The sequence below is a fragment of the Synergistaceae bacterium genome, assembly GCA_021372895.1.
Classification (GTDB): Bacteria; Synergistota; Synergistia; order Synergistales; family Synergistaceae; genus JAJFTP01.
This window is the reverse complement of the sequence record JAJFTP010000060.1, coordinates 1-18,173: the sequence shown is the minus strand read 5'-3', so window position 1 is coordinate 18,173 and position 18,173 is coordinate 1. Positions and strand designations below refer to the sequence as shown.

Sequence of the window (18,173 nt, the reverse complement as noted above, 5' to 3'; positions counted from 1 at the left end):
AAATATTCAGGGAGGGCGGAAAATGCCGTCTAGACTGCACATAATCGGGAATATGTTTATTGATGTGGCAACGTTGCTTATCCCTATAGCATTGCTTGTTGCATGGTTTTTTCTCGATATGGCGATTAAGCATATCTTCAAGCGTGCATTTAAAGCCGCCCTCAAACGTGTCCAGAACAGCAGAGGAGATGAAGCACTCAAGCATTCTCTTCAACATCGTATAAACACAATAAGACAGCTTTCAACTCAGCTTTCAAGAGCGGTCCTGGCGGTGTTCATGGTCTCAATGACGCTTGGCTCCATCGGGATAGATATCAAACCGGTCATTGCCGGCATAGGGGTGGTGGGGCTCGGCTTCTCTCTGGCGGCACAGAACATAATAAGGGACTACATCAACGGATTCATAATCCTGATAGAAAACCAATATAACGTCGGCGACTGGATAGAGGTCAACTCGTTTTCAGGTACTGTAGAGCTCTTTACTCTCAGATCTACGCGGCTTCGCGACATTGACGGCAATCTGGTTGTGATCCCCAACAGCACAGTTCAGACAATTATCAATTACACCAAGGACTGGTCGGTTGCGTTGATCAAAATTGGAATTACTTACGAGTCCGATTTCCATAAGGCAGGGGAAATTATGGAAGAACTCGGCAAAGAAATAGCTGATGAGATGAACAGCGTCATTCTGGGCCCCCCGAAGTTCCAAGGTATAACGGATTTTGGCGAAAACGCCGTGTATATGAGAATAGTGATCAAGACTTTACCTGGTCAGCAGTGGGCAGTAGCCCGCAGCTTCAGGGAAAAATTAAAAGACCGTTTTGATGCAGAAAAAATTTCTTTTGCATATCCGCAGGTGGTCGTTCATCGGGCCGAAGATGAACCGCAAATTTCATAAAACTCATGTTTACCATCCAACCTATTAGTATAATGATATCGGACAAGGGGCGCGCTGGATCTTAGCGTGCCCCTTGTCCGATATCGTCCCGGTCGCCTCAGCGAGGCTACTGGTATATTTGGCAGTCCCTAGGGGATTCGAACCCCTGTTAACGGGCTGAGAACCCGCCGTCCTGGGCCCCTAGACGAAGGGACCACATCGCAATTGATATGGCTGGGGTACCAGGATTTGAACCTAGATTACCTGATCCAGAGTCAGGCGTGCTGCCGTTGCACCATACCCCAAAAAACGGCCCAGTCGAACCTTTACGGCTCAGACATGACAAGAGAAAATTATATCGGATATTACGGTATTGTCAACCGGCAATAAAGCGTTGCCGGATACTTCCCTCCACTGGCGCAAAATTGTCTGAATACAGTTAAAACTATGGATATATCCCATGTTAAGTGGTACGATAATAAGCTGGAGGGGAGTTGTGATATATGGCTATGTCCGACAGAAGAAAGACAAGGCAGCATAAAAGCAACGTAAGTGCCGGAGAGTTGAAAGTGATTCCGCTGGGTGGGCTGGGCGAGATAGGGAAGAACATGACTGTTTTCAGCTGTGGTGGCGACATGATAATCGTAGACTGCGGCCTTAAATTCCCCGAGGAGGAAATGCTTGGGATAGATTTTGTAATTCCGGATGTACAATATCTTATTGAAAACAAGGACCACATAAGGGGTATCTTCATCACCCACGGGCACGAAGATCATATAGGCGCACTTCCGTTTGTGCTGCCCGGACTTGATGTGCCGCTATACTGTTCCCGCCTTACTGCGGGTCTGATAGGGAACAAGATGGCTGATGCGAGGACAAACTATGAACCCAAATACATGGAAATACATCCGGGTGACAAAATAGAGGCCGGTTGTTTCTCGGTGGAGTTTATCTCTGTTTGTCATTCGATCCCTGATGCACTGGCCCTGGCGATCCGTACCCCTCTTGGCACGATAGTCCACACAGGGGATTTCAAGTTAGACCCGACTCCCATAGACGGAATCAGAACTGATTACAGCGCATTCGCGGCGCTTGGTAAAGAGGGCGTTCTGCTGATGCTGTCTGACTCTACCAATATAGAAAAGCCGGGGATCACCGCGTCCGAGAGGACAGTAGGACAGACGTTCGAACGCCTGTTTCGCCTGTATAAGGACAGGCGCATTGTGATCGCAACTTTTTCAAGCAACCTTCACAGAGCGCAGCAGGTTTTCAACGCAGCGGGGCGTTTTAACAGAAAAGTTGTCCTCTCAGGTCGTAGTATGCTTGCTTATGTTGAACTTGCCTGTAAACTTGGCTTTGTAGAAGTACCGGAGGGTTTATTGATAACCTCCCAGGAAGCTGAACATATGTCCGATAACAGAGTTGTCATCCTAACCACAGGCAGTCAGGGGGAGCCATTCTCTGGTCTTGTTCTTATGAGCAGGGGGACCCACAGGATGATACATCTGGGCCCGAAAGACCTTGTCATAATTTCAGCCACGCCAATCCCGGGAAATGAAAAGCTGGTGAGTGACACAGTTAACAGACTCTTTGGCTGCGGCTGTGAGGTCGTATACGAGAGAAGCGAGAACATCCATGTCTCCGGACACGGAGGACGTGACGAGCTCACCATCATGCTAAGCCTCGTCAAGCCTAAGTTCTTTGTCCCTGTGCACGGCGAGTACCGTCACCTTGTACGCCACGCACAACTGGCCCGTGAAATGGGTGTGCCGGCAAAGAATGTATTTATACTTCAAAATGGAGATGTGTTAAAGTTTAGAGGACCTAATAAAGCGGAGATCGACGGCAGGGTGCAGTCTGGAGCAGTCCTTGTGGATGGTATTGCTCTTGGAGAATTCGAGGGGAGTATCCTTCGCGAGCGCAGGGAGTTGGCGGAGAACGGGCTTGTTGTTGTCTCTCTTGTGTTGGACGAAAAGCTGCATCCGGCAGCATCTGTACAGATCCAGACGAGAGGCAGCGTCTTTTCATCTGAAGACGGCGGTACATTCAGGGATCTTGAACATGCGGTTATGTCTGCACTTGAGCAGTTTGAACGTACGCCTGGCGCGAAGCCGGAAATGCTGCCGACAGAAATAAGAAAGAGAATAAGGGATGTCTTTGGACGGACCTCAAGAAATTATCCGACTATAGTTCCGCTGATCACGAGGCTTAACTGAATCACAGAATTTCAATAAAAGCGCTTCTTAAAATTTAAGGAGAGATCTGGATGTCGTTAACATCGATTTTGCAGATATTTGCAGGAGTCGGTATTCTTATATACGGGATCATAGTCATGGGAGAGTCGCTGCAGATAATCGCAGGTGACAAACTTCGAAAACTCATAGCTTCACTCACAGGAACTCCGATAAAAGGGCTCCTTGTTGGTACGGCAGTCACAAGCATCCTCCAAAGCAGCAGTGCTACCACCGTTATGGTCGTGAGCTTCGTCGACGTGGGTTTTATGAATCTCACACAGGCTATAGGGGTCATACTCGGAGCTAACATAGGCACCACTGTCACGGCACAGCTTATTGCGTTTAAGATCACAGATATCGCATATCTATGTGCGATGTTCGGCGCGGGGTTCTGCATACTATGCAAGAAGAAACGGCACAGACAAATTGGGGTCGGCTTAGTAGGATTCGGGCTGCTGTTCATAGGTATGGAAATGATGCAGGGGCCAATGGCGTTTCTAAAAACCAGGCCAGATATGCTTACTGTATTTGGAGACCATATTTTTATGGCCTTCCTGTCCGGATTGGCTGTAACTCTTGTTGTGCAGTCAAGCTCTGCCACGGTAGGCCTCACGATGGCGATAGCAGCTCAGGGAGTCATCCCGCTCAGTACTGCAATAGCGATAATTCTGGGTGATAATATTGGTACAACGATAACGGCAGTGCTTGCGTCATTCGGGGCCAACAGGTCGGCAAAACAGGCTGCGGCGGCCCATGTTTTGATCAAGGTCCTGGGGACTGTTGTCATTATGTTGATACTTCCGATGTATACATCTTTGATATCGCTTACCTCATCCGATATTTCAAGACAGGTCGCCAATGCACACACCATATTCAACGTCATAGTCGCATTTATGTTTCTGCCGTTTGTCTCGCAGTATGCCAGGCTTATAAGGATGATCATACCTGATGATGAAAACCAGGAAGTAGTCGGCGCCATGTTTCTGAACCCGGCGCTTATCACAGCATCGAGTGCCGCAGCAGTAGACGCTGTCCGCAAAGAGATGATCCGCCTGGGTATATTGGCGTTACGCATGATCGAGAACTGCCGCTCCATTATCATAGATGACAACGAAAAACTTGTGTCCGAAGTCGACCGTGCTGAACGCAACGTTAACGAACTGACCCATGATATAGTACACTATGCGACAGAAGTCGGGCAGTCGGGGCTTCCGGCGGATCTCTCCATGCTTCTTAACTCATGCACCAGCGGTGTAGGAGACATAGAGAGGATAGGAGATCACGCGACCAATCTTATAGAGATGTATCAGTTTTTAAAAGATCACAAACTTAAATTCTCATATAAGGCGCGGGAAGAGTGTCAGGAGATGTTTGACCTTGTTATCTCTGCTGTAGCCAGAAGTATACAGGCGCTTGAGGAAGAGGATCCGAAACTTGCCAAGGAGGTTGTGGATCTTGAAGATCAGATCGACTACATGGAAAAGACCTTGCGTGCCCAGCATATCGCACGCCTGAACGCAGGAGGCTGCAATCCGGGTGCAGGTGTTGTCTTTATAGACATACTGAGCAATCTGGAAAGGGTCGGCGACCATGCCCATAATCTTGCCATGGTTGTCTTTGATATAGAACGCATGCACAGCCGCAACAAGGTACTGAAACACTGATAATACAGGAGTGATATTCTTATGGACTTCGAAATAATTATCCTTGGACTGATACAGGGACTTACGGAATTTCTGCCTGTAAGCAGTTCCGGGCATCTGGCTCTGGTACAGATTTTTCTTGGGATAGAGATGCCGCCGCTTTCATATGACCTTGTCCTGCATGTTGCGACCGCATGTGCCACTATCCTCTTTTTTATCGGAGATATTTATGCGCTTCTTTGCGAATGGATCAAGGGGTTTGTCCGCTCAGATTATCGACGGAGCTCTGGCTGGCCCACAGGGTGGGCCGTTGTTGTCGGGACTGTGATAACCGGCATTATAGGGATATCAATAAAAGATTTTGCAGAAAGCGCCGCTCAGAACTCACTTATGGTGGGGCTGGGTCTTGTATTCACCGGTCTGATCCTTATATTCAGCCGTTTCATAAGAGTGGGGCTTGGACAAGTTCGCATTACAGACGGTATTTTTGTAGGCATTGCGCAGGGGATCGCGGTCCTGCCAGGGGTATCGCGTTCAGGTATGACCATTGTGTCGGGGCTCTCGACCGGGCTCGGCAAAGATGAGGCTTTTCGTTTTTCTTTTCTTCTCTCGATACCGGCCATACTTGGAGCAACTCTGATCCAGGCGATGCAGTCCGGTGGTTGGGATAATTTTGTAAAGGCACTTCCCCATGGCTGGTATTTAGGGGCTTTGGCAGCGTTTTTCAGCGGAATGGCCGCCCTTGTCATACTAAAAAGACTTATCATAACATCCAGATGGTGGATGTTTGGCATCTACTGTCTTGTGCTCGGGGTCTCTGACATAATCGTTACATATCTGGGGGTATGGTAAATGGCATTGAGAAAAGCCGTAACGCTTCAGTGGGGGCTGCTGTTTCTCTGCATCATATTAGGCACCTGGCTTGGGATATTTCTGCAGCGGTTCGCAATTATCGCGCCTGTATTTGTCAATTTTGCAGATTTTGCCATTGATGTCAGACAAATTGATATCGTTATACTCAAGTTTGGCTTTAATTTCGCGCTTAAACTCAACCTTGGAACGTTGATAGGCGGAATAATCGGGATCTGGGGACTGCGTTGAATATAAATATCATACTTGCTTCAGGCAGTCCCAGAAGACGTGAACTGCTCAGGTCGCTTGGCTGGAATTTTGATGTCGAAGAGGCGCTGATTGAAGAAAAAACCAATGCCGGGGAGGGACCGGAAGCTATGGTCCGCAGGCTTGCCGAGAGCAAAGCGGCTGAAGTTTACAGCCGGCATCCGCGCAGTTGGGTCATTGGAGCAGATACGACAGTTGTGATAGACGGCAGGATGCTTGGCAAACCTGTGGACTGCGATGACGCGGCAATAATGATAAAGATGCTGCAGGGAAGGACACATACCGTGATGACAGGAGTGGCTCTCTTTGCCCCTGATGGAAGGAAGCTCATATGCTGCGAGAAGACAGATGTGACTTTTCGCAAGCTTGATGACACGGAGATCGCGGCTTACGTCACACAGGGTGAGAGTTTTGATAAAGCCGGAGCTTATGCTATTCAGGAACGCGGGACACTCCTTGTTGAACATATCGAAGGATGTTACTTCAATGTTGTAGGTCTGCCGCTGGAGCGGCTCAGTAAAATGTTTGCGGTGCTCGGCTGGCCGCTTTCTGAACAGTGGAGGGGTTGAACATGGGATTTTTTCCCCGCAGATATCTGCTTTTTACAATACTGACTGCAGCGGCGCTGCTTGCCGGCGTAGGCCTTATTCCCAGGCTTGAGGCCGAGCGGGGTAATAAGAACGTTGCCTTTATAGTTGAATATAAAGACATAACATCCCTGGCGCTTCAGAACGGCATCTCTGTCCGTGATGTGTGGGAAAAGATACATCCTCTTGGCGTAATGGGCATATCTGTCTCCGAATATACCGGGGAGGAACTGGCTCTAGGCGATCCGCTGCCGCTGGAATATGGTCCCGCAGCCTCGCTGGGCTTAAATAACAAAGGGATACTGTCGGACAATGCGTCGATCCTTATCGATAAAACATCCCCATATTCTGAGCTTATATATCAGTATATAAAAATAAAACTGCCTAAAGCTATGAGATACGAAGTTGGAGGCAGTATAGCCATAGTACTTCCGGCTGATACCAAAGAGTTCAAATTTTCTTCCATTGTGCCGGATTTTTCCGCGCTGCAATTCTGTCTGGAGAATGACATTCCCGTTCTTTTCCGTCCCGGACCCTGCACCCCAGCAGGAGGGAAGGATGTGGCGGACGCCCTGGATTTTCTCGCGGGACACTACAGACAGATCAAAAATATCATTCCTTCAGGGATGATATTGCCGGGATATCCGAATATCGCTCCTCTTGCTAAGGTTTTGAAACAGGACGGCATCAGCCTGTCGAAGGTGGAATTCGTCAAGCAGATCGGTGACACTGGATTTGCCATGATGATGGCGCCGAACGTAATACCTCTGCACAGCCTTACAAGGGACGAGATAATATCGAAAAATACATCGCGCAGACAGATGGAAGAACGTTTTGTAAGGGCAGTCCATGAGCGGTCGGTAAGGTTTGTAATGATGCACCCTTACGATCTCCAGATGGGAAACAGGCTTGAGGTGTTCCTTGAGGACCTTTCAGGAACACGGGATGCTCTTGCCGCAAGAGGTTATGATTTTGCCTGGCCACAGACAATGCCGGATAGGCCGGTCCCTGCCGCAGGAGCGCTTGCAAGCGCTCTCTCTCTCGTGTTCTGCTTATGGTTCTACTGCGTCCGCCTCTCTGGAATTGAGAATGACGGAGTGGGGCTTAAGGAAACGGCATTACTGTTGGCTTGTTCTTTTTTAATGGCGGGTATTATATGGAAAATACCGCTTGCCGCGCGTCTATGCGGAGGTTTCTGCGGCGCGTTTATAGCCACAGAGGCCGCGCTGACCGCACTTGAATGCAATAAAAAACCATTGCTGGGAGCGCTTGGCGGACTTTTTATCATAATCGCCGGCGGACTCTCGATAGCATCTTTCTATGGTACTACACTTGCCGCATTGAGACTTACTCCGTTTTCAGGAGTAAAGCTGACGTTGCTGCTCCCGCCGGTGCTCTTGGTCACGCACGATCTCAAGCGTCGTATCCATCCCGAATCGATCGGAGATATTATACAGAGGCCGGCTCTTTGGGGGGAGCTTATGCTTGTCGGGTTAATGATGGTTGCTCTTCTGATAATGGCATTGAGAAGCGATAATGTTTCCAATGTGCCGGCATGGGAAATAACCTTCCGTGATTTTATAGAGCGCCTGCTTCTCGTCCGTCCGAGGACAAAAGAGTTTCTCATCGGATATCCCTCCCTTGTTCTATATTGGTATATCGTGAGAAAGGGATGTGGGGCACACTACCGTGAAGTTCTGCGTATTGCCGCAGTGCTGGCTTTCTGCTCTGCCGTAAACACGTTCTGCCACTTCCATACGCTGCTGTCTCTCAGCGTAATAAGGGTCATAAATGGCTGGTGGCTGGGGCTGCTCGTTGGATTTGTCCTTGTAGCGGTGATCAGCCTGATTCCTGTTCCTATAATGAAAAAGTACGGAGAGAGATATTAGATCGATGCGGAGCTTCGATGTGCTTGTAGCGGGATACTACGGATTCGGCAATCTCGGTGATGAACTGCTTGCTGAGGCGGTAGTCGCACAGCTTGAGACCGCAGGAACAAACAAAGAGAGAATTGCAATATTATCGGCCAATCCCCGCGAGACATCTGAGAAGCTGGGGATACAGGCGTTTGACAGGTGGAATATAAAAAAAATTTACGGCATAATGAAAAGAACAAAGACTCTTCTCCTGGGAGGCGGAGGTCTCTTTCAGGATTCAACAAGCGTTAGGTCGTGCCTGTATTACTGGGGTATCGTACGGATGGCACTTTTCTGCGGCGCACGTCCATGGGCGGTAGGCCAGTCCATTGGGCCGCTGAAAAGCATGACGGGGTCATATCTTGCCCGTGGCGCCTTTGTCTCATGCGTATACCGCGGAGTCAGGGACCGTAGCTCCCTCGGGATGATCAATAACTGGGGGTTGTTCGGTACCCTCGCACCGGATCTTGTAATGTGCCTGAAAATAAAAAGAGATTATGCCCACGGCGATGTCCTTCTGCTGAACCTCAGGCAGGGTTACGAAAAAATATCAAGACTTGCTGCCAAACATGCCGCAAATATCGCGGAAGAAAAAAAACTTAAAATCATCGGTATTGCGCTTTCAGATGCCGATACCGCCGAGCTTGAAAAATATCATGAGTCCGGAATTCTCAAACTGGATCAAATTACTGTTCTCAAAAGTATCGCTGACTATGAAAATATACTCAGCGGAAGTTGCTGTGCTATAGGAATGAGGCTCCATTTCCTTGTACTTGCGCTTCTGGCGGGGTTGCCGACGCGCGGCGTGCCGTATGACCCCAAGGTGCGTTCCTTCTGCGAAGAGTGGGATATTCCTGTATTTGATTCATGGGGGGCTGGTTTTTCGGTCCCTGTGGATGAGAATATCCTTGCCGGGATTTCCTCGGTGGCCTCGGCCTCTTTCAGACAGGGATACGATGTGGCTATGGGTGATGCAAATGGATGAAAGCCGGACAGAAGAACTTAAGGCACTGGCATCAGAGATACGGAAAGATATCGTGCGGATGGTGGGGGTCGCTCGCTCCGGTCCGCTGGAGGTCCCGCTGTCTATAGCAGATATCCTTGTATTCCTTTACTGGGAGGAGTTGCTTGTCGTTGCGGAGGACCCGCTCAGGGAAGACCGCGACAGATTTCTGCTTGGCATAGAAAATGGAGTCCCTGCGCTTTATGCCGTGCTTGCAAGAAGGGGATACTTTGAAAGAGACGAATTATGGCACTATCGCCGGCTTGGCGCAATGCTTCAGGCTTTGCCGGATTTCAGGCGCACTCCTGGCATAGATGCTCCGTGTATTACAGTCGGTCCTGAACTTGCGGTTGCAGCAGCGCTTGCGGAGTCGCTGCAGACGGATGGACTTGCTCCCAGGGTTTTCTGCCTTTCCGGCGAAGATGTGTTCCAATTACACGACTTCCATCTTGAAGCCAAGAGGTCGGCCCATGCCGGGTTGGGCAATTTGATACTGCTGATCGTTGCTGTGCCGGGAAGAATCAATGACGCTGTGCATGGCGGAACGGAAGAACATAAAAAAATAATGCGCGAATACGGATGGGCTGTCCTTTCTATAGACGGACACAGCTTTGAGGAGATGGAAGATGTATTTTCCTCTCAGGAATTTTTATGTGGTTTACCAAAGGCTGTTTTCATCGACGCAAAAAACGGAAAGGGAATATCCTTTGTAGATGCAGATCCATCCAGGTATACAAGGTCGATGAGTATGGACGATATGGATCAGGCTTTAGAAGAGCTGGAGGGGCATATAAATGAATAATAAGACGCAAACAACCAGCGTATGGGATGTTTTCTGCGATTATATTGAGAAATATGCTCAGAGGCATGATGACTTTATGCTGGTTGTGCCGGATACAGGCTTTGATATCGGCATCCTGGGAAAACTGCCTAAGGAAAAAATATTTTTTGCGGCGTCTGAGGCCGATGCTATACTCAATGCTGCCGGCTTTGCGCTCAACGGCAAGAAACCATGGATCACAGGCAACTGTTCCAGACTTGTCGCCAGATGTTATGGACAGATACGCGAGGCGCTTGCGATACCCTCGCTTAATGTGAGGATCGCGGCTGCCGACGGGGGTCTTTCAAAGGGCCAGGAAGGTGTGGCCTCTCTTATCATAGAGGACCTGGCCCTAATGCGCGCAATGCCGAATATGAATATTTTTGTTCCATCGGACATAGGATCAGTCTATGGAATTGCCAAAGCCTCTGAGACGGTAGACGGACCTGTTTATCTCAGACTTGGCATGACCTCTATTTTGCAGCCCCGATATGATCCGGATGACTTATACTATGCCGGAGGTGCGCGTTTACTGAGAGAGGGCACAGGCGTCACTATCTGTGCATGTGGTATCATGGTCAGTAATGCTATTGCTGCTGCTGAGATACTCGAGCAGCAGGGCATAAGTGCGGAAGTCATAGATTGTTATAGTCTGAAGCCTTTCCCTGAGCAGATCGTGCTGGCCTCGGTGAGAAGGACAGGTTGTTGTGTTGCGGCAGAGGAGCATTGCTGCATAGGCGGGCTTGGCGGAGCGCTGGCGGAATGCCTTTGCAGCACATATCCCGTGCCTGTGCGCTTTGTAGGGATAGAAGATCAGTTTGTGAACAGCGGTACTCCTGAGGAGCTCCGCGAATACTACGGACTTACATGGAAAGAAATCGTCAATGCGGCAGCCCAGGTATGGGCGCTCCGCAGGAGGTAGCATCATATAATGGATATAAAATTTTCTGGTGTCACCAAAATATTTCAGCCTGACATAGTTGCGCTTGAAGACATATATCTTCAGGTGAACAGCGGTGAGTTCGTATACCTTGTGGGAGAGACAGGGTCCGGCAAGACGACTCTTATGCGCTGCATCTCCCGCGAGGTCGTCCCCACGAGGGGGCAGATAAGCGTAGGAGGCAACCTTCTGAGGAAAATCGGCAGATTTGATCTTGCTCTGTTCAGAAGAGATATCGGCGTAGTGTTCCAGGACTTCATGCTTCTGCCCAACCTCACTGCATTTGAAAACGTAGCGTTTGTTCTTGAGGTAATGGGACTTCCGCCCAAAGATATATCAGATAGGGTATCCGAAGTATTGAAGACCGTAGGTATATGGCGCAGACGCAACCTATATCCGCCGCAGATGTCCGGAGGGGAACAGCAGCGTCTTGCAATAGCGAGGGCGATCGTCAACGAGCCCTCACTCATCCTGGCCGACGAACCGACAGGCAACGTCGACAGCCACACCGCAGACGAAATAATGCAGCTTTTTCTTGAAATAAATGCGGCAGGGACAACTGTTATCATGGCAACTCACAATCAGATCCTTGTCAACACCTATCGCCACCGGGTCGTTGAGATCCACCGCGGCAGAATAGTGCGCGACGAGGCCCAGAGGAGGTATGAGCTCGATGGCAGCTGTTAGATATGCATGCAGGGACGGGATCAGGCTTGTAGTCCGTCATTGGGGAATGAGCTTACTCACGATATTCACGGCAATGTCTGTTTTCTATGTCATCGGTGCGAGCACCCTTCTTGTGCTGAATGTAAGAAATATAGTTGGGATGATGGAAAATCAGCTATCTATACAGGCGTACTTAAAACCAGGCGTTGATATAGAAGCAGTCGCAAAAAAGATACGCGTCATACCGGATGTTAAAGATACAAAAATTATTACGAAAGAGATGGCTCTTGAAAGGCTTCGCGCAAGGATAGGCAATCAGGCTGACGCGGTCACGCTGCTTGGTGAAAACCCTCTTCCTTCAAGCGTCGAGGTGCGTGTCAACAGGGCCTCAAATGTTGCAGAGACCGCAAGGATGCTGGTCGCTGTACCTGAAGTTGATGACATCGTCTATGCCGGACGCGTTGCGGAAAAACTTACAAACGTATCCAACTTCGTTGAAAGATTTTCCATAATCATGCTTATTATTGCCATAGCCGCAAGCGGTATAGTTTTGTTCAACACAATAAGAATATCGGTCTATTCAAGAGAAGAGGAGATCAGAGTTATGATGATGGTCGGTGCGACGTCGACCTACGTAACGCTTCCCTTTGTGATCCAGGGATTCATCCTCGGATTTGCCGGAGCGCTGCTTGCATCATTGCTGCTCGGCGGCACTTATTACTCTGCGATAATAAGACTGAAAGACATGCTGCCCTTCCTTCCATTTCTTGAATCACCGAAACTGATAGGTAAGCTTGGGTTCATGCTCATCTGCTGCGGCGCTGCGATCAGCCTTATAGCAAGCCTGCTTGCAGTTGAGAATTTTATAAGAAAAGCATCTAGGTCTCTCTAGTGTGTTGTAATGGAGGAAAAATGGCCTTATTTAAAAAAAAGCTGTTTAAACTGTTTATTATTTCTACAGTCGCCGCTGTTTTGCCGTATGCAACAGGAGCATCTGTGTTTGCCGCCACAAGCGCAGCTGATCTTGACAGCCAGATAAAAAAGCAGGAACAGGAGTATCAGAAGATACAGAAGCGTATATCTTTGACTAATAAAAAAATTAAAGAGACATCTAAAAAAGAAAGGGACGTATCTTCGCAGATAGAGGAACTGAGTCAGAAAATAACCGTAACGCAGCAGAAGGTCAATGTTGTGACGCTGCACATAAAAAAGGTGCAGCGAAATATAGTAAAACTTTCAAACGAAATAGCCGATACGAATAAAGGGATAAGAGAGGCGCAGGAACTTCTGGGCAAAAGGCTCGTTTCTATATACAAATACGGCGGGGTGACAGAGTTCACCCTCCTGCTCTCCTCCCAGGGTGCAGAGGATGCGCTTTCCAACACATATCTTCTTGGCAGGATCGCGGAACAGGATCAGGCATTGATAAACGACCTTACTGCACAGAAAAAAAAGTTAAGCGAAACTCAGCAGGAGCTCAAAGAGCAGCAGGCAAGGCTCCAATCCCGAGGGAAGGAACTTAAGCAGCAGCACACAGAACTCAGGAGCGCGTCCGACGAGCGTAATCTGCTGCTCTCTAAAGTACGCAGGGACAAGGCGCTGTACATGGCGGAACAGGAAGAGCTGCTGAGAGCATCAAAAGAGCTTCAGTCAACAGTCAAACGCCTGCTTGCAGAAAAAAGAAGGCTGAATCAGGCGAGGAACCCAGGCAAAAAAGAGACAGTCTACTATCGGGGCGGACGTCTGGCATGGCCTGTTCATGGAAATATCACCAGCTCCTTCGGTACAAGGATACATCCGGTCTTTAAGACGAAGATCACCCACACCGGGATCGACATAAGTGCGCCTAAGGGTGCGCCCGTCCGTGCGGCCGATGCCGGTGAAATCCTTTATACCGGCTGGATGCGCGGCTATGGACAGGTCGTAATAATCGACCACGGAGGAAACCTTACCACGGTTTACGCGCACCTTTCCGGTATAGACTGTGTTGAAGATGCAAAGGTACAAAGGGGTACAGTCATAGGCCGTGTCGGTTCGACAGGGATCGCGACGGGCAACCATCTTCATTTTGAGGTCAGAGCCAACGGTGATGCAGTTAATCCGATGCGTTACCTGCAGTAATATAATGAAATTCGCAGGAGCGGTTATTCTTCTCCCTCGGTATTATAGAAAGGTCAGTGGTGAAAGTGAAAAAAATTAAGGATCTGTCGATAGGGATAGTTATAGGGCTTCTAATAGCTGCAGGCATATATCTGGTTCCCCAGGCAGTAGGAGCAGACTGGCCTAAAGGGCTGCCGTTCTCTCCGCAGCAGCTTTCCATAATCAAACAGACAAAACTTGCGCTTGAAACATACCATGTCGATGGTGATAAAAAAGGCAAGATAGACGACACGAAAATGTATTACGGGGCAATGAAGGGGCTTGTTGAATCAGTAGGAGATCCCTTTACCCGTTTTGTGGAACCCAAGGCGCTGGAGGAAGAAAACCTCGAGATGGAGGGTGAATACGGCGGTCTTGGCATATACATCACGTCAAGAGACGGGAGGACAATAGTTATCGCTCCTATGGAAGGCACTCCGGCAGATAAGGCCGGGCTAAAGCCTCTTGATGAAATAATAAAAGTAGGCGACAAAAATGTCGTTGGCTTAAACAGTGATGAGGTCGTCAAGCTGCTTCGCGGGCCTTCCGGCAAAGCTGTCAATATTTGGGTGCGGCGTAAAAATGTCGATAAGATCCTCCAATTCAACATGGTCAGGGAAATCATCAAAATAAAGACAGTTCGTCTTGAGATGATAAAGAACGTAGCATATATAAAAATCAACCAGTTTAACTTCAAGACTGATCAGGAACTGACCGCAGCTATAAAGTCGGCAAACGGTAAAAAAGCGGCGGGCATACTTCTGGACCTCAGGAACAATCCCGGCGGACTGTTGGAATCATGTGTAGATGTCACATCACAGTTCATCAACGGAGGAGTTGTCGTAGGGATGAAGGGCCGCTTTGACAGGGCCAACGATATTATGTATGCAAAAGAAGGCAGGGCCAACAATCTTCCGCTTGTAGTGCTCGTCAATGAGGGTAGTGCCAGCGCAGCAGAGATACTTGCCGGCGCCATCAAAGACCATAAACGCGGTACGATCGTCGGAATGAGGACCTTCGGCAAGGGTTCTGTCCAGTCACTCTTCAACCTGCCGGATAATTCCGGGATCTACATCACAATAGCGCGCTACACGACTCCGTCAGGAGTTATAATCGACCATAAGGGGCTTGAGCCGAACATCAGGATGGGCGGTGAGCCAAAGAAGGATAAGAACGCCGACAAACAGCTGCAGAAAGGCCTTTCCATATTAAAAAATGAAATTGGGAAAAAGAAATAGCGTTGGATCGATAAGATGGGACGTCATTACCGCAGTCCGCGCACATCGTTTGCCATACTTGCGAAAATGGCTTTGCTGCTGTTCCTTGCAGCTGCTCTCGTCTTAGTTTTGTGCCGCCTGTACCCGGAACATATCCCGGCTCCGATAGTAAGGACGGCAGACGAGGTAGTACGGAAGACAGAAAAAATCACAGCTGAAATCAGAGGGATCAATAAAATAAAGGGCGGGACAGAGACAACATCCAGAGACAAAGTGCCTGCGCCGGCAATCAGAACAGGCGCTCCGGAATCGGTACAAACCGATAAAAGGCCGGTTTTGTCTCTGGTCGTTGACGACGGCGGCGAGCAGATGAAACTGACGCGAAAGATTTCTAAACTCAGCATCCCGCTCACATGGGCGATCATGCCATATACAAAATATGCACAGGCGACTGCTAAACTGGCTGCTTCAGAGGGGATACCATACCTTCTGCATCTGCCGATGCAGGCTGAGGCAGATAAAAACGGCGGGCCATATCTCATCGGCCGTGGCATGAGCAGTACTAAAATACGCGAAATAACAGCGGCGGCGCTTGATACCCTGCCGGACACGGCAGGCTTAAGCAACCACAGAGGGTCGCTTGCTACGGCGGACAGAAACACTATGGAACCGGTCATTGATGAACTGAAGGCTCGTCAGCTCATATTCCTCGACAGCAGGACATCAGGCAAAAGTGTAGCGTATGATGTTGCTAAAGCTGCGGGTGTGACCGCACTCAAAAACAACGGCTTTCTTGACGGGACGGCAGATAAAAATGCTATCAAGGCAAAGTTCAACGAGGCGGTCAAATATGCCGTAAAAAGAGGACATCTGATCGTTATATGCCATTTCAGGCCGGTTACGGTGCTCTTTCTTGAGGAACTCAATGCAAATTACAGAACACTTCCCGTGCGCCTTATAACTATTCCCGAAATGGCGGGGATACTTGCTCTGCATCAGGAAAAGGGAGATGCCGAATGACCGGTTCTGAGAACAACATAGTCATAGGTATGCAGTGGGGCAATGAAGGTAAGGGGCGCATGCTGGATTTCCTTGCCGGCCGTTCCGGAGTAATAATACGCTTTCAGGGCTGTTCCAATGGCGGCCGAAGCATAACAGCAGGCGGAGAACGATTCAGAGTCAACTATCTTCCAAGCGGAATAAACAATGACGGGAAGAAATGCCTTATATGCTGTAATGTTGTCCTTGACCTTGAAAAAATATCCGCAGAAATATCCCTGCTTAAAGAAGCCGGGGTGCTTAAAGCGGAGCTAGTCATCAGCCCTGAGTGCCATCTTATACTGGACTACCATAAAAAACTGGATGTCCTGGAGGGCCGCATACTTGGGCACGGGAACAACAGGACAATGCAGGAATTAGGTCTTGGACCATGCTGCGCAGACAAATTCCGGCGTCTGGGAATAAGGGCGGGAGATCTTTTCTCGCCTGATGTGCTGCGTAAAAAGATCGAGCATAACCTGACTATCAAAAATGAATACTTCTCCAAAATATACGGGGAAAAAGAGCTTGAACCGTCGGTGCTCCTGGGGAAATGCCTGGAAAATGGAGAAAAACTTAAGCCATATATTGGAGACCCGACGGCGATAGTTGAGACAGCATTCGCAAAAAACCTTGGGATACTCTTTGAGGGCAGCGATGGTACCATGAACGACATAGACAGGGGGATATACCCCTACATAATGCCGGCATCGACTATTTCTGCATCGGCCTTTATAGGGACAGGTATCAGGAATAGTGCGCCGATGCATGTGATAGGAGTTGCAAAATCATACTGTACCAGAACGGACAGCGGCCCGTTTATAACGGAAGAAACAGGTTCTGTGGCGCCGTTCATAAGAAACAGGGGCGGTGAATTCGCCGGCATAACAGGCGAACCAAGGCGCATAGGATGGCTTGACCTTCCCGCGCTTAAATATGCACTGCGGGAAAACGGGGTCCATACCCTTTCAATGACGAAACTGGACGTGCTTACCGGCATTGACGAACTTAAAATATGCACATCGTACATAGTTGACGGCAAAGAGAGAAAAAGTTTTGACCTCAGCATTGACGAGATGTATAGGGCGGAACCTGTTTACAGATCAATGCCCGGATGGAAGGTAGACCTTGTCGGCTGCAGCGAACTTAAAGCACTGCCGCAACAGGCTCGGGCATACATAAAATTTATTGAGGACTACACCGGCATACCGGTCATATGGATCGGAGTCGGGGCACAGTGGGGGAACGCCCTTCTCAGAAGAAACTAAAAAACAGGAGAAAGATCCGGCGGCAAGAATGTCATGAAACTGTTGACATGTAAGCTGAAATCGGTATAATAGCTTACGTTGTCGCTGATGCGGTACGGCTATGCGGAGCGGGCGGATAGCTCAGCGGGAGAGCACCTGCCTTACACGCAGGGGGTCGTAGGTTCGAACCCTATTCCGCCCACCATTGGACAACACCGAAGTGGAGCTGTAGCTCAATTGGTTAGAGCGCCGGCCTGTCACGCCGGAGGTCGCGGGTTCAAGTCCCGTCAGCTCCGCCACTTTTTTAAACGCCACTGAGATGGCGGGATAGCTCAGTAGGTAGAGCAACGGACTGAAAATCCGTGTGTCCCCAGTTCAATTCTGGGTCCCGCCACCAGTAAAACTGCAGATATTGCGGAAGTAGCTCAGGGGTAGAGCACAACCTTGCCAAGGTTGGGGTCGCGGGTCCAAATCCCGTCTTCCGCTCCAGATATATCAACGGTTCGTAAGTTTTTACTTACGGGCCGTTTTTTGTTTTACTCCCAAACTTTTCCAACAATATGGTAAGCGTCAAATGTAAGGTAAGGTAAGCGTCAAACCATCCGTACCTATCCCAGATAACATCAAACGTCTAAACTCCCCCGTAACTTAACAGCAAGGGGGAGTTTTCATGTTCGATCACAGCGGCAAACAGATTTATCTGATCTGCGGTCCTACGGATATGCGC

At 49.1% G+C, this 18,173-nt stretch carries 16 protein-coding genes and 6 tRNA genes; 20 read left to right on the top strand and 2 right to left on the bottom strand.

Features of this window, described 5'->3' with window-relative positions:
* The first annotated feature begins 22 nt into the window (after positions 1-22).
* Complete coding sequence (locus tag LLF78_05355) at positions 23-898, top strand: mechanosensitive ion channel family protein (GenBank protein ID MCE5201917.1); 876 nt, start codon at positions 23-25, stop codon at positions 896-898.
* A 119-nt stretch (positions 899-1,017) separates the two neighbouring features.
* On the opposite strand, the gene LLF78_05350 is transcribed toward LLF78_05355, so the two are convergent.
* Positions 1,018-1,093 (bottom strand) — tRNA-Glu (locus LLF78_05350).
* A gap of 15 nt (positions 1,094-1,108) precedes the next feature.
* Positions 1,109-1,182: transfer RNA gene (locus tag LLF78_05345), tRNA-Gln, on the bottom strand.
* A 198-nt stretch (positions 1,183-1,380) separates the two neighbouring features.
* On the opposite strand from LLF78_05345, the gene LLF78_05340 reads away from it, so the two are divergent.
* From LLF78_05340 to LLF78_05250, 19 genes are all read left to right on the top strand, one after another.
* Complete coding sequence (locus LLF78_05340) at positions 1,381-3,093, top strand: ribonuclease J (GenBank protein ID MCE5201916.1); 1,713 nt, start codon at positions 1,381-1,383, stop codon at positions 3,091-3,093.
* Positions 3,094-3,143: 50 nt separating this feature from the next.
* Positions 3,144-4,775: a Na/Pi cotransporter family protein gene (locus tag LLF78_05335; GenBank protein ID MCE5201915.1), complete on the top strand. Its 1,632-nt coding sequence runs from the start codon at positions 3,144-3,146 to the stop codon at positions 4,773-4,775.
* 21 nt (positions 4,776-4,796) lie between these two features.
* A complete protein-coding gene (locus tag LLF78_05330) occupies positions 4,797-5,606 on the top strand; it encodes an undecaprenyl-diphosphate phosphatase (protein MCE5201914.1) in 810 nt (269 codons plus the stop codon).
* Entirely contained in the window at positions 5,607-5,855 is a 249-nt protein-coding gene (locus LLF78_05325; protein MCE5201913.1) for a hypothetical protein, read from the top strand.
* Complete coding sequence (locus LLF78_05320; protein ID MCE5201912.1) at positions 5,852-6,442, top strand: Maf family protein; 591 nt, start codon at positions 5,852-5,854, stop codon at positions 6,440-6,442. The genes LLF78_05325 and LLF78_05320 overlap by 4 nt, the downstream gene beginning before the upstream one ends.
* A gap of 2 nt (positions 6,443-6,444) precedes the next feature.
* On the top strand, positions 6,445-8,349 hold the full coding sequence (locus LLF78_05315; GenBank protein ID MCE5201911.1) for a DUF5693 family protein: 1,905 nt from the start codon (positions 6,445-6,447) through the stop codon (positions 8,347-8,349).
* A 4-nt stretch (positions 8,350-8,353) separates the two neighbouring features.
* Positions 8,354-9,361 carry a polysaccharide pyruvyl transferase CsaB gene (gene csaB / locus LLF78_05310; GenBank protein ID MCE5201910.1) on the top strand — a complete coding sequence of 336 codons (1,008 nt, stop codon included), beginning with the start codon at positions 8,354-8,356 and terminating at the stop codon, positions 9,359-9,361.
* On the top strand, positions 9,348-10,181 hold the full coding sequence (locus LLF78_05305; GenBank protein MCE5201909.1) for a transketolase: 834 nt from the start codon (positions 9,348-9,350) through the stop codon (positions 10,179-10,181). Before csaB ends, LLF78_05305 begins: the two co-directional genes overlap by 14 nt.
* On the top strand, positions 10,174-11,121 hold the full coding sequence (locus LLF78_05300; protein ID MCE5201908.1) for a transketolase: 948 nt from the start codon (positions 10,174-10,176) through the stop codon (positions 11,119-11,121). The genes LLF78_05305 and LLF78_05300 overlap by 8 nt, the downstream gene beginning before the upstream one ends.
* A 9-nt stretch (positions 11,122-11,130) precedes the next feature.
* Positions 11,131-11,826 carry an ATP-binding cassette domain-containing protein gene (locus LLF78_05295; GenBank protein MCE5201907.1) on the top strand — a complete coding sequence of 232 codons (696 nt, stop codon included), beginning with the start codon at positions 11,131-11,133 and terminating at the stop codon, positions 11,824-11,826.
* The gene (locus LLF78_05290) at positions 11,813-12,697 is read left to right on the top strand and encodes a permease-like cell division protein FtsX (protein ID MCE5201906.1); all 885 of its coding nucleotides are present in this window, start codon (positions 11,813-11,815) and stop codon (positions 12,695-12,697) included. Before LLF78_05295 ends, LLF78_05290 begins: the two co-directional genes overlap by 14 nt.
* A gap of 20 nt (positions 12,698-12,717) precedes the next feature.
* Entirely contained in the window at positions 12,718-13,926 is a 1,209-nt protein-coding gene (locus LLF78_05285; protein MCE5201905.1) for a peptidoglycan DD-metalloendopeptidase family protein, read from the top strand.
* A 59-nt stretch (positions 13,927-13,985) separates the two neighbouring features.
* On the top strand, positions 13,986-15,182 hold the full coding sequence (locus tag LLF78_05280) for a S41 family peptidase (GenBank protein ID MCE5201904.1): 1,197 nt from the start codon (positions 13,986-13,988) through the stop codon (positions 15,180-15,182).
* 15 nt (positions 15,183-15,197) lie between these two features.
* Complete coding sequence (locus tag LLF78_05275) at positions 15,198-16,181, top strand: divergent polysaccharide deacetylase family protein (protein MCE5201903.1); 984 nt, start codon at positions 15,198-15,200, stop codon at positions 16,179-16,181.
* Complete coding sequence (locus LLF78_05270) at positions 16,178-17,467, top strand: adenylosuccinate synthase (GenBank protein MCE5201902.1); 1,290 nt, start codon at positions 16,178-16,180, stop codon at positions 17,465-17,467. Before LLF78_05275 ends, LLF78_05270 begins: the two co-directional genes overlap by 4 nt.
* A gap of 109 nt (positions 17,468-17,576) precedes the next feature.
* Positions 17,577-17,651: transfer RNA gene (locus LLF78_05265), tRNA-Val, on the top strand.
* Positions 17,652-17,668: 17 nt separating this feature from the next.
* Positions 17,669-17,745: transfer RNA gene (locus LLF78_05260), tRNA-Asp, on the top strand.
* Between the two features lie 22 nt (positions 17,746-17,767).
* A tRNA-Phe gene (locus tag LLF78_05255) sits at positions 17,768-17,843 on the top strand.
* Between the two features lie 17 nt (positions 17,844-17,860).
* Positions 17,861-17,935: transfer RNA gene (locus LLF78_05250), tRNA-Gly, on the top strand.
* The last annotated feature ends 238 nt before the right edge of the window (positions 17,936-18,173 follow it).